This is a genomic window from Williamsia muralis (assembly GCF_002735905.1).
GTDB classification, from domain to species: Bacteria; Actinomycetota; Actinomycetes; order Mycobacteriales; family Mycobacteriaceae; genus Williamsia; species Williamsia muralis_A.
The window spans coordinates 214,656-226,848 of sequence record NZ_PEBD01000004.1; the positions used below are offsets into that span (position 1 = coordinate 214,656).

Annotated in this window: 10 protein-coding genes and 1 tRNA gene; 8 read left to right on the forward strand and 3 right to left on the reverse strand. The window is 65.3% G+C overall.

All coding sequences use genetic code 11. The features are described from left to right. The first annotated feature begins 76 nt into the window (after positions 1-76). Both CSW57_RS01740 and topA read left to right on the forward strand, forming a co-directional pair. The gene (locus tag CSW57_RS01740) at positions 77-655 is read left to right on the forward strand and encodes a hypothetical protein (protein WP_030169088.1); all 579 of its coding nucleotides are present in this window, start codon (positions 77-79) and stop codon (positions 653-655) included. A 170-nt stretch (positions 656-825) separates the two neighbouring features. After that, positions 826-3,789, forward strand: a complete 2,964-nt coding sequence (gene topA, locus CSW57_RS01745) for a type I DNA topoisomerase (protein ID WP_099381969.1) — start codon at positions 826-828, stop codon at positions 3,787-3,789. Positions 3,790-3,867: 78 nt separating this feature from the next. Here the strand turns inward: topA and CSW57_RS01750 are convergent, their stop codons facing one another. Further along, positions 3,868-5,409, reverse strand: coding sequence for an adenylate/guanylate cyclase domain-containing protein (locus tag CSW57_RS01750; RefSeq protein WP_370623873.1), 1,542 nt, complete (start codon positions 5,407-5,409; stop codon positions 3,868-3,870). Positions 5,410-5,478: 69 nt separating this feature from the next. On the opposite strand from CSW57_RS01750, the gene CSW57_RS01755 reads away from it, so the two are divergent. Continuing rightward, entirely contained in the window at positions 5,479-6,735 is a 1,257-nt protein-coding gene (locus CSW57_RS01755) for a DNA polymerase III subunit delta' (protein WP_099381187.1), read from the forward strand. Positions 6,736-6,748: 13 nt separating this feature from the next. On the opposite strand, the gene CSW57_RS01760 is transcribed toward CSW57_RS01755, so the two are convergent. Next, a complete protein-coding gene (locus CSW57_RS01760; protein ID WP_189339103.1) occupies positions 6,749-7,168 on the reverse strand; it encodes a MarR family winged helix-turn-helix transcriptional regulator in 420 nt (139 codons plus the stop codon). Positions 7,169-7,261: 93 nt separating this feature from the next. Between CSW57_RS01760 and CSW57_RS01765 the strand changes: the two genes are divergently transcribed. The 3 genes from CSW57_RS01765 (at position 7,262) to CSW57_RS01775 (ending at position 9,309) form a co-directional block, all read left to right on the forward strand. Then, complete coding sequence (locus CSW57_RS01765; RefSeq protein ID WP_143696449.1) at positions 7,262-8,332, forward strand: hypothetical protein; 1,071 nt, start codon at positions 7,262-7,264, stop codon at positions 8,330-8,332. A 59-nt stretch (positions 8,333-8,391) separates the two neighbouring features. Further along, positions 8,392-8,467: transfer RNA gene (locus CSW57_RS01770), tRNA-Thr, on the forward strand. A 65-nt stretch (positions 8,468-8,532) separates the two neighbouring features. Continuing rightward, on the forward strand, positions 8,533-9,309 hold the full coding sequence (locus tag CSW57_RS01775) for a PIG-L family deacetylase (protein WP_099381190.1): 777 nt from the start codon (positions 8,533-8,535) through the stop codon (positions 9,307-9,309). Positions 9,310-9,340: 31 nt separating this feature from the next. Here CSW57_RS01775 and CSW57_RS01780 read toward each other — a convergent pair whose 3' ends face one another. Further along, positions 9,341-9,892 (reverse strand): DUF1942 domain-containing protein, encoded by a 552-nt coding sequence (locus tag CSW57_RS01780; protein WP_143696450.1) that lies wholly within the window; start codon positions 9,890-9,892, stop codon positions 9,341-9,343. A 210-nt stretch (positions 9,893-10,102) separates the two neighbouring features. Between CSW57_RS01780 and CSW57_RS01785 the strand changes: the two genes are divergently transcribed. Both CSW57_RS01785 and CSW57_RS01790 read left to right on the forward strand, forming a co-directional pair. After that, a complete protein-coding gene (locus CSW57_RS01785; protein ID WP_099381192.1) occupies positions 10,103-10,669 on the forward strand; it encodes a TetR/AcrR family transcriptional regulator in 567 nt (188 codons plus the stop codon). Between the two features lie 21 nt (positions 10,670-10,690). Beyond that, positions 10,691-12,178, forward strand: a complete 1,488-nt coding sequence (locus CSW57_RS01790; protein ID WP_317615562.1) for a cryptochrome/photolyase family protein — start codon at positions 10,691-10,693, stop codon at positions 12,176-12,178. Positions 12,179-12,193: the final 15 nt, after the last annotated feature.

The window sequence follows — 12,193 nt, forward strand, 5'->3', positions numbered from 1 at the left end:
GATCTCACCCCCGGTCGCCGCATTCCGGTGTCCGGGGGTGAGCCGTTTTCCGGCCCGCATACCGTACGGTTTCATCGTGGGTCAGCTGTCCATGTTCTCCGCGGAGACCGACGAACCGTCTGTGGACGATCTCGCCGGTCTGTTGGCGTCGGCCGGACAAACCACGATCGGATCTCGCGGCGCACGCGTCTCGGTGGTCGTGGCCGACGACTGGCGGGCACAAGCGCTGGCAGACGAGATGGAACGGTGCGGACTGACTCCCGAGGTCTCGGTGTCGTCTGAGGGTTCGCCGCTCGTGGGTACCGCCACCACCTGGGCTCTCGAGCCGCTCCATCGCGCTTGGACAAAAGGCGCGATCAAGACGATGCCCGCAACGTGGGTGCCGAGCCCCCGGGCGTTGCGTCTGTGGGTGATCGCTGCCGGGCAGCGCGACGTCGACCGCTACCTGTTGGGACTCGACCCGCACACCCCTGAGTCCCATGGGGCTCTGGCCACCGCTGTGATGCGCGCAGGGGTGGCGCCGACGCTGGTGGGCACGCGGGGCGCCGCCCCTGCCCTGCGGATCGCAGGCAAACGCCGCTTGACGCGTCTGATCGAATCAGTGGGTGAGGCTCCGGACATCCCCGGGGCGGCCGCATGCTGGCCATTCATTTGACGAGTGCGCCGATCGATCGCTGAACTGCGACGACACCCTGTCCGAGGGGGGTTCGAACACCGGGCCCCGACCGGTTTCGCGGGTGGCAGATCAGGTAGAGGTGTGTCAGTAGCGCTATACATAAGGTACAAACGGGCCAGAAGGCCCAGGGAAAGGTGCAGGCAAAGACGGTGGCGGATTCAGGTACAACAGCCCGCGGGACTGGCGGTGTCGTGCGCCGGCTCGTGATCGTCGAGTCTCCGACCAAGGCCCGCAAGATCTCCTCTTATCTTGGCAACAACTACGTGGTGGAGTCGTCCCGCGGACACATCCGGGACCTCCCACGCGGCGCTGCGGACGTGCCCGCCAAGTACAAGGGTCAGCCCTGGGCGCGACTCGGTGTCGACGTCGAGCACGACTTCGAGCCCCTCTACGTGGTCTCGCCGGACAAGAAGTCCACCGTCACCGAGCTCAAATCGCTGCTCAAGGACGTCGACGAGCTCTATCTCGCGACAGACGGTGACCGGGAGGGCGAGGCCATCGCCTGGCACCTCCTGGAGACCCTCAAGCCCAAGGTTCCGGTCAAGCGGATGGTGTTCCACGAGATCACCGAATCGGCCATCAGAGCTGCCGCCGAGAACCCCCGTGACCTCGACGAAGACCTGGTCGACGCTCAGGAGACCCGACGCATCCTCGACCGCCTGTACGGCTACGAGGTGTCGCCGGTCCTGTGGAAGAAGGTCATGCCGAAGCTCTCGGCAGGCCGTGTGCAGTCGGTGGCCACTCGTATCATCGTCGAGCGCGAACGCGAGCGGATGGCGTTCCGGTCGGCAACGTACTGGGACATCGCCGCCACGCTCGACGCCGGCGCGGATGCGACACCCCGCAGCTTCGGCGCCAGGCTGGTCAGTGTCGACGGCGACCGCGTGGCCAGTGGCCGCGACTTCGACTCCGCCGGTGCGCTGAAGAAGGCCGACGGGGTGACGGTGCTCGACGAGTCGCGTGCCGTGTCGCTCGCGTCAGGGCTCCAAGGCGCCGCGATGACGGTGTCGTCGGTCGAGGAGAAGCCCTACACGCGCCGCCCGTACGCGCCGTTCATGACGTCGACCCTGCAGCAGGAGGCCGGCCGCAAACTCCGGTTCACCTCCGACCGCACCATGCGGGTGGCACAACGGCTGTACGAGAACGGCTACATCACCTACATGCGTACCGACTCGACCACGCTGTCCGAGTCGGCCATCACAGCGGCCCGTAATCAGGCCCGTGATCTCTATGGGGCCAACTTCGTCCATCCGACGCCGCGGCAGTACACCCGCAAGGTGAAGAACGCGCAGGAGGCGCACGAGGCCATCCGGCCGGCGGGCGAGTCCTTCCGGACGCCGGGTCAGGTCGCCTCGGCGCTGCAGACCGACGAGTTCCGGTTGTACGAGCTGATCTGGCAGCGCACGGTCGCTTCGCAGATGGCCGACGCACGCGGCACCACGATGAGTCTGCGGATCAGCGGTAAGGCTCAAACCGGGGAGACCTGTACCTTCGCGGCGTCCGGTCGCACTATCACCTTCCCGGGCTTCTTGTCGGCCTATGTGGAGACGGTGGATGAGCAGGCCGGCGGCACCGCGGACGACGCCGAGAGTCGCCTGCCGAATCTCGTCGAAGGTCAGTCGCTGACCGCGACCGAGCTGCGTCCCGACGGGCACACCACCAACCCACCCGCCCGATACACCGAAGCCTCTTTGGTCAAGACGTTGGAGGAGTTGGGGATCGGACGTCCGTCGACGTACGCGTCGATCATCGGCACCATCCAAGACCGTGGGTACGTGCACAAGAAGGGCTCGGCCCTCGTGCCGTCTTGGATCGCGTTCGCGGTGGTCGGACTGCTCGAGGCGTACTTCAAACGCCTTGTCGACTACGACTTCACGGCCACCCTCGAAGACGACCTCGACCAGATCGCGCAAGGCGCCGAGAATCGCACCGCCTGGCTGACCCGTTTCTACTACGGGCAGGAGGGCGCAGAGGGACAGGCCGGCACCGGGCTCAAGAAGCTCGTCGGCGTGAACCTCGAAGAGATCGATGCCCGTGAGGTGAACTCGATCCGGTTGTTCGACGACGAACAGGGGCGCCCGGTGTACGTGCGGGTCGGCCGGTTCGGTCCGTACCTCGAGCGCACGGTCACCCCTGAAGGTGGGGGCGAGCCGGAGTCGCAGCGCGCCAACCTGCCCGACGACATCACGCCCGACGAGCTCACGCTGGATTTGGCCGAAAAGCTTTTCAGCACACCGCAAGAGGGCCGCACCCTGGGTGTCGATCCGCTCACCGGTCATGAGATCGTCGCCAAGGAAGGACGTTTCGGTCCGTACGTGACCGAGATCCTCCCGGATCCGGAAGACGAAGGCGACGACGGGAACTCGGTCCCGGCGCTGACTCCTCCGCCTGCACTCACGCCGCTCGACGACGGCGCGACCCCACTGGACGCACCGACAGGCGGTGGCGGCACCGCAACCGCCACCAAGAAGGCGACGGCCAAGAAAACCGCGAAGAAGGCGGCCAAGAAGGCCGGCCCCAAACCGCGCACCGGGTCGCTGTTCAAGTCGATGGAGATCGGCTCGGTCACTCTCGACGACGCGTTGAAGTTGCTGTCGTTGCCACGGGTTGTCGGGCAGGATGCCGAAGGCCAGGAGATCACCGCACAGAACGGTCGCTATGGGCCATACCTGAAGCGCGGCACCGATTCTCGTTCGTTGACATCCGAGGACCAGATCTTCGACATCACCTTGGACGAGGCATTGAAGATCTACTCCGAGCCCAAGCGCCGCGGTCGGGCAGCAGCTGCTCCTCCGCTGCGTGAGCTGGGCAAGGACCCGGTTTCCGAGCAGCCGATGGTGATCAAGGACGGCCGTTTCGGTCCGTACGTCACCGATGGCGAGACCAACGCGAGCCTGCGAAAAGACGATGACGTCGCGTCGATCACCGACGAGCGTGCGTCGGAGTTGCTGGCGGACAGGCGTGCTCGTGGCCCGGCGAAGAAGTCGGCCAAGAAGGCACCGGCAAAGAAGACCGCTGCCAAGAAGACAACCGCGAAGAAGACCACCGCCAAAAAGACAGCGGCGAAGAAAGCTCCGGCGAAGAAGGCTGCTGCCAAGAAGAAGGCGGACTAGCACCACGATCGTCCCCGTCGGCGACGGCAGAGGGCATATGCCCCTCCGCCCCGGCCGACGGGGACGATGCTGGTGGAGCTAGACCTCGACCTCGTATTTCGGCCTCGCCAAACGTGTCTCGATGCCGCGCCCACGTAGTTCGACACCCTCGCCGATGTCCCAGTGCTCGGCTTCCTCCGATGACGCCAGGTAAACGGCGCGGGCAGAACCGAGTACGCGACTCGGCTCGAACTTCGCCAGGTCGGTCAGCCGGGCCGCCTCGTTCACCGGGTCGCCGATGACGGTGTACTCGAGTCGTTGCTGCGAACCGATGTGTCCGGCGATCGCCTTACCTGCCGATACGCCGATACCCACATCGGTGTCGCCCAGCGCGGTGTCCAGTTCCTGACGGAGCGTTCGGGCCGCGGCCAGCGCGTGACCGGCGAAGTCTTCCTGATCCAAGGGGGCGCCGAAGATCGCGAGGGCGGCGTCGCCCTGGAACTTGTTGACGAAGCCTCCGTGGCGGCCGACGACGTCGACGATCACCCGGAAGAATTCGTTGAGCAGGTTGACGACGTCGCGGGGCGGCCGGTTGACGGCCAGTCGGGTCGATCCGACGATGTCGACGAACAGCACCCCGACGTAGCGTTCCTCGCCACCGAGTTCGGTGCCGATCTCGATGGCACGGCGCGCCACGTCTTCGCCGACGTAGCGGCCGAACAGGTTGCGGAGCTGTTGGCGCTCACGCACATCGGCCACCATCTCGTTGAATCCTGCTTGTAGGAGACCGAGGTCGCTGCCGTCGTAGATGCGCACGGAGGTGTCGAGGTTTCCTTCTCGCACCTCTGCCTGCGCAAACCGTAGCTGTTTGATGGGGTCGGCGATGGCGGACACCACGCGGACGAGACCGATCGAACCGAAGGCGAGTGCGGCGATCGCCATCCACAGGACCGGGCGTTGCAGACCGGCGGCGTCGGTGTCGATCACGCCGATCTGCTGACCGATCACCAGTGCGATGATGACGCAGAGGGGAGCGGCCACGCTGATGATCCAGAACAGGATGATGCGCTGGGTGACGCTGGGGGCCGAGGCGCTCTCAGGGTTGTTGGCCATCGCGGCAACGGTGATGGGGCGGAGGACTTTTTCCGACTGCATGTAGCCCAGCACGCAGGTGATGAGGGCGCCGACGAACGAACCGAGTGCCACGACGATGGCCGTCTTCGCTGACTGCGACAGGCTGAGCAGGGCGAAGATCGCGCCGCCGAGCAACCACAGGGCGCCATGCACCTGCACCAGCAGCACCGGGAGGCGAAGGGCGCGTCGGCGTGCGCTTTCGTTGTCGAGTCGGGATCGTCGGCGGGTCCATACGAGAACCGGGAGCGACAGGGCGATGGTGGCGTACGCACTCACCAGGCCGGCGATGAAGAGGTAGACCACGAACACCAGCTGGCTCAGGCCGCTGATCTCGGACAACTGGACCGACGTCTGCTGGGGGAGGCCGAACCGGAGGAAGGCAAAAGTGAACAGGGCGCCGACGACGTTGGCCCGGAGCATGTCCAGAGCCAGGACCGGCCACGGTGTGCGCACCAGCCAGCGCAACAGGTGCCATCCCCGTTGTAAGCGTGACTGTCTTTCCACCACGTGACCACGGTAGCTGGCTGCTTGCAAGAGTTAAACACGACAGTCGGAGGCGCCCGATAGGCTTGACCTGTGACAACTGTGTTCGATCGACTCGTCGGCCAGCACGCGGTGGTGGGTGAACTCACATCGGCGGCGGTTGCCGCAGTTCGGCTCGCCGCCTCGCGCGACCTTCAAGCGCACGGAAATGACCCTTTACCACTGCTTGCCGGGGACCCGGACTCCGGCTCATCGGCGATGACACACGCGTGGCTGTTCACCGGTCCGCCTGGTTCGGGGCGGTCTGTAGCGGCTCAGTGTTTCGCTGCCTCGCTGCAATGTGAGGTGACCGATTCGCCCGGATGTGGGCGATGTCACGCGTGCACGACTGTGATGGCGGGCACACATTCGGATGTTCGGAGGATAGTCCCGCAGGGATTGTCGATTCCGGTGAAGGACATGCGAGCCATCGTTCAGACCGCTGCGCGCCGTCCCAGTGTGGGTCGTTGGCAGGTCGTGGTGATCGAGGATGCCGACCGGCTCACCGAAGGCGCGGCCAACGCGCTGTTGAAGGCGGTCGAGGAACCGCCACCTCGCACGGTGTTCTTGCTGTGCGCCCCCAGCATCGATCCCGAGGACATCTCGGTGACGCTCCGGTCGCGGTGCCGACACGTGGCGCTGACCATGCCGTCGGTGGCCTCGATCGCCGAGGTGCTCATCGAGTCCGACGGCATCGATCCGGACATGGCGAAGTGGGCCGCGTCGGTGTGTGGCGGTCATGTCGGTCGGGCGCGACGGCTGGCCACTGACGACGAGGCCCGTGAGCAGCGCAAGCAGGCGCTGGCAGTCGCACGGGCGGCCACCAGGGACGCGACCGCATACTCGGCGGCCGAGGCTCTTGTGAAGTCGGCCGACGCCGCGGCGAAGGCCATCAGTGCCAGGCTCGACGAGGCCGAGACCGAGGAGATGCGGACTGCGCTCGGGGCCGGCGGCACGGGAAAAGGTGCGGTCGGGGCCATGCGGGGTTCGGCCGGAATCCTGAAGGATCTCGAACGCCGGCAGAAGTCCCGGGAGACGCGTACCGGGCGCGACCTCCTTGATCGCGCGCTCGTTGATCTGGCGGCTCTGTTCCGGGACGCGCTGGCGGCGTCGTATGGATCGTCGGTGACCGCGATGCACCCCGACATGTCCGAGCAGACTGTCGCGATGGCCGGCTACGCCCGTCGCGAGGAACTGCTGGCCTGCGTCGAGGCGGTTCTGGAATGCCGGGAGTCGTTGGGTTTCAACGTCAAACCGAAGTTCGCGGTCGATTCGATGGTCGCCAAGATCGGCTTGGCCCTGCGCCACTGAGTGTGGCGGATGCTCACGTCGCCGGCGGTTCGGCGGTACCGAGTTCCTCGAGGCAGGTGCGGAACACCTCGTAGCGGTCCGGGCCGAGCCGATCGGCCCAGACGCGTTCCACCTCACCGATCGCTTCGCGCGTGCGGTGCACCGCGGCCACCCCGCGGGGTGTGGGAGTGATCATCGTGGCGCGGCGATCAGTCGGGTCGCGTACGGACTCGACGTATCCGTGCTCTTCGAGGTGGCCGATCAATTGCGAGATGCCTTGCCTTGTGATCGCGGTCCGCTCGGCAAGGGTGCTGGGCCGAGTGCCGTCTTTGTCGACGGAATCGAGGATGCGCAGATGTGACGGCCGCAGCGGTCCCACGTCGCCGACCTGGGTGAGCAGATCCCGTCGGAATTGCGTGAACGCGTCGTCCATCAGGGCCGCCAGATGAGTCATGGGAGACCGTTGCGCCATTTAGTAAAGTTCCTTTAGTATAAAGGCCATTGATCAAGCTAGTTTACTACTCTGGCGGTGTTCATCATGATCGAGATGCCGGTTCCTACTGACAGCACGTTGTCCACGGTGGCTCGCGCACTTGGTGTGACGGGGTCCGTCACCTACTCGGCCCGGCCGCTCGACTTCGAGATTGCTGCGCCGGGCACAGGTGGCCTCTGGCGTGTGCACATCGTCGGGGCCAACGGTTCGGCCACCTCCGTGGTCAAGGCATTGCGACACCCGAGCGGCTGGCCGATGCTCGCCCAGCTCTCCGACTCAGATCGGGCGATGTTTCTCGCGACGTTCCCGTGGTCGGGTGAGCCCGAGGTGCTGAGCGAGCTCACGGCGGCGTGCCCGGTGGGCATGCGCGCGGTCGGGCTCCTGGAATCGCAGTGGCACGGCGATCAGCTCCGGACGATGTGGATGGAGGACCTGGGAGAGGCATCTGCGCCGTTCACCGCCGAGCAGATAGCAGGCACGGCGCGCTTGCTCGGTGAACTGGCAGGCCGTCGTTCTCTGGCCGGATCGGCGATGTCCGAGGCGTTCGAGGACGGCTTCGCTCTGACGATGATCGCGAGGGGTCGCGTGATGTCCGGCCTGCTCCCGCTTCTCTCCGGACCGACGGGGGATGCCGCGGGCGACCTCGTCACGCCGGAACTCGTCAGCGACTTGCTCAGGGTGGGTGAACATCTCGAGGACGTGCTCGGCGTTGTTCACGCACTGCCCCAAACGCCCGTTCACGGTGACGCCGCGCCCGAGAATCTGCGCCAAGATCCCCGAGATCCACGCACGATCGTCCTGATCGACACTGCGCAATTTCCCCGGCATGCGGTCGGCTATGACCTCGGGCAACTGCTGTTCGGTCGGGGCAGTCCCGCGATCGCCATGGGTGAAGGCTTCATCGCAGACGTCGTGGGCCAGTTCGTTCGGGGGCTGGCCGACGGAGGCCTTCCGACGGCGGCCGCAGACGTGTGGACCGGGTTTGTCGGGTCGGCGTTGATCCGCAATGGGTTCGACGTCGTCACACCCGGAGACGATGTGCCGGACCGGATCGCGACCACGCGGTATCTCATCGACAAAGCTGCGGAGCTGGGCCTTTTGCCGCATCGAGAGCTCACTGACTGAGCCGGTTTGGTCGCTGTCGGCTCCGGTCGATAGACTCGTCTGCGCTGCCTTGGCAGCACGCCGCCTTAGCTCAGTCGGTAGAGCGCTTCACTCGTAATGAAAAGGTCGCGAGTTCGATTCTCGCAGGCGGCTCCACGTCAGAACCGGCACCGATCGGTGCCGGTTGGTGCATTCGGCAAACACTAGGTGGCGGTTGATTCATGGGTGTCCTCGTCTGCTTCCACGCTCATCCCGACGACGAGGTGTTCGGGACCGGTGGGATCATCCGGCTCTCGGCCGATGCCGGCCACCGGGTGGTACTCGTCACGGCCACCGACGGTGCTGCGGGTGAGGTCCCCGACGGACTGCTGGTCCCGGGCGAATCGCTCGCCGAGCGTCGGCGTACCGAACTCGAGAAGTCTGCCCGCATCCTGGGCGCGCACCGCCTGGTCATGCTGGGCTACGCCGACTCCGGGATGGCCGGCACGCCGGAGAACAACAGCCCGGACGCCTTCGCCAACGTCCCCGTCGAGCAGGCGGCCGAACGTCTGGCCGCTGTGCTCCGCGAGGAGAAGGCGGATGTCATCACGCTGTACGACAGCAACGGCGGTTACGGGCACCCCGACCACATCCAGGTGCACCGCGTCGGAATGCGCGCCGCGGAAATCGCCGGCGTGCAGAACGTGTACGAGAGCGTGATCAATCGGGATCAGATGCGCGAGATGTTGATGTCGAATCCGGAATGGAACAACGACGACTCGCCGATCGATTTCGAATCGTTCGGCACCCCGGAAGCGGAGATCACCACAAGGGTGGACGTGGCCGCGGCCATTGCGGCCAAGCGTGCGGCGATGCAAGTGCACGAGACCCAGATCGGCGACTTCGGCCCTGTGCTGAAATTGGCGGACGAGGAATTGAAAGCTGCGTTCGGTACCGAGTGGTTCCGGCGGGTTGGCTCACAACCGGGTGGGGCGAAGGAGCTGTCTCTGCCGCTGTAGTCGGCAGAGCAGAGTGTCTTTCGAGTTGACCTCAGGGCTCGAGCGGGCCGGAGGTGTCATCGGGCACCGCCCAGGTCGCCACTTCTGAACCGCCTGCAAACGACAGGGCCACGATCGTCTCGCCAGGGGGTAGCACAAACGCGACCGATCCCGTGGCCACGTCGTTCTGGGTGAGGGTTGTCGCTTGCAGTGGGTGCTCGAGTGCTGTTGCGACGGTTGTCAATTGGCTTCCGCCGGACGTGCGCGCAGTGAGTTCTGCGGGCTCGAGAAGTGCGGTGCCGCGCACCAATCGGACCGTGGCGTCCACGACGTGGAGAGAGCCGCCCGAACAGTCCGCTCCCTCTGCGCCCGCGCGCACGTTGTCCAGTGTGATCTGGAGTTCACCGCCACCGGTGTCGACCACCACAGCGTCACCCAGTTGATGGGTCTGTGGCGCCCCGGCGATGAGCGATGCAACCGACCTGCTGTCGGCGACCGTGGGTGACCGGTTCTCCGGCGTCGCCTGAATGAGTGCAAGAGTAACGGCGGTTCCGCCGCCGAGTATCAAGAGAACAAATGCATATGTGAGAACGGTTGCAATCACATTCCGTTCGTGTTGATCGTCTCGCACAATTCTCTTCTTTTCGGCAGGGCGTTCTTTGTTGTCGCCGGTCGAACGCGTTTAGATGAGAGTACGGGGAGGCCGAAAACATTTCTCGATGGGGGCGACAAAAGAAAGTGAAATATAGTTGCCGACTTCACGAACATTCGTTTGCGCAACAATCGGACACGCCCACTCGCATATGCTCGATACGTGACTGAACAACCGGCCGTCGATGCGCGGATCACCCGCACACGACAAGTGGTCATCGAGGCGATGCACCGCATCTTCGAGGAGGAAGGCGCCTCGGGGCTGACGCATCAGCGTGTCGCGCTCAAGGCGGGGGTGGGGCGGGCGACGGTCTACCGGCACTGGCCGACCACACTGGACCTGCTCGTCGACACCCTGCGCGACATCGATCAGACGATCATGCAGCCCGGCGACGAACCATTCGACGAGTGGCTGCGGAATCAGCTCACGCACGCCGCTGTGGAATTGGCCCTGCCGACCAGTCGGCAGTTCATCGCCTTGATGATCGCCGAGGCCGACAATCACACGGTGATCGCGGACCTCGGTGCCGAGCTCATCGAGCGGACATACCGGGTGATGGAAGGGATGATCGACCAGGCCGTCGAGCGTGGTGAACTGGATCGAAAACTCGATCAGGCAGACGTGGTGGCAAGAACCCTGGGGCCGATCATCTATCGAACCGCGATGCAGCGTCTCGATGTGACGCCCGGTTTCATCGACGAGATCGTCGATTCCGTGGCCCGCCGCTGAGCAAACCGTACGCTGGACGAGGTGAGCGATTCTTCGGCGCCGCTGTGGTTGTTTGCCGACCAACTCGGTCCCCATATCCACTCCGCCGACGGCCATCTCGGACGTGAGGTGGTCCTCATCGAGTCCACCGCGGCCTTGCGGAGGCGGGCAGGCCACCGGCAGAAGGCGCATCTGTTGCTGTCGGGGATGCGGCACCTGGCCGACGACCTCGGCGAGCGCGCCCATTACCTGAAAGCGGACGGTTACCGCGACGCCCTCGTCGAGTTCGGCCGACCGGTGGTGGTGCATGAGCCGACCTCGTGGGCCGCTCACGACTTCGTGCATCGCCTCCAGGCGGAGGGCCTCGTCGAGGAGGTCCTGCCCAATCCGTCGTTCGCTCTTCCCAGAAGTGACTTCGAACAGTGGGCGGGGAACAGTTCACGCTTTCGCCTCGAGATGTTCTATCGCGATCAGCGCACGCGTTTCGACATCCTGATGGACGGCGATCAACCGATGGGTGGGGCGTGGAACTACGACCACGACAACCGGAAGTCGCCGCCCAAGACGCCGACCCTGGGAGTGCCCGACCCCTGGTGGCCCGAGGAGGACGGGATCGACGAGCAGGTGCGCGCCGACCTCGACGCACTCGACGCACCGTGGTCGGGTGTCGACGGGCCGCGGCTGTTCGCGGTGACCGCGGCGGAGGCGCAGTCCGCTCTCGAGACGTTCATCGACCATCGGCTGGCCGATTTCGGGCCATACGAGGACGCGATGATGGGTGGGGACTGGTCGATGTCCCACTCGCTGTTGTCGGTGCCGCTGAATCTGTCGCTGCTACACCCGCTGGACCCGGTTCATGCCGCCGAAGCCGCCGCCCGTGAAGGGTCGGTCCCGTTGGCATCCGCCGAGGGGTTCATCCGGCAGATCCTGGGGTGGCGTGAGTTCGTCTGGCATCTGTACTGGCATTTCGGTCGCGACTACCGCACCGGGAACAACGAATTGAACGCGCATCGGCCGCTGCCCGACTGGTTCCGCGATCTCGATGCCGGCGCGGTGACGGCCAAATGCCTCTCCGATGCTTTGGGTGGCGTCCACGACCGAGGATGGGTCCACCACATCCCGCGGTTGATGGTGCTGGGAAACCATGCGCTGCAACAGGGATACGACCCGGACGAGCTCACCCGCTGGTACACGGCCAACTTCGTGGACGGCTATGAATGGGTGATGCCGGTCAACGTCGTGGGCATGAGTCAGCACGCCGACGGCGGCAAGATGGCGACCAAGCCCTACAGCTCGGGCGGCGCCTACATCAACAAGATGTCCGACTTCTGCAAGGACTGCGAGTTCGATCCGCGCAAGCGGATAGGCGCGGACGCATGCCCGTTCACTGCCGGCTACTGGGCCTTCACGCATCGCCACCGTGACCGGCTCGCCAAGAACATGCGAACGCGGCGGGCCGTGGCGTCGATGGAACGACTGGCCGATCTCGACGCCGTCCTCGAACAGGAGCGCCACCGGGAGCGATTCTGACCCACACAATCGCCG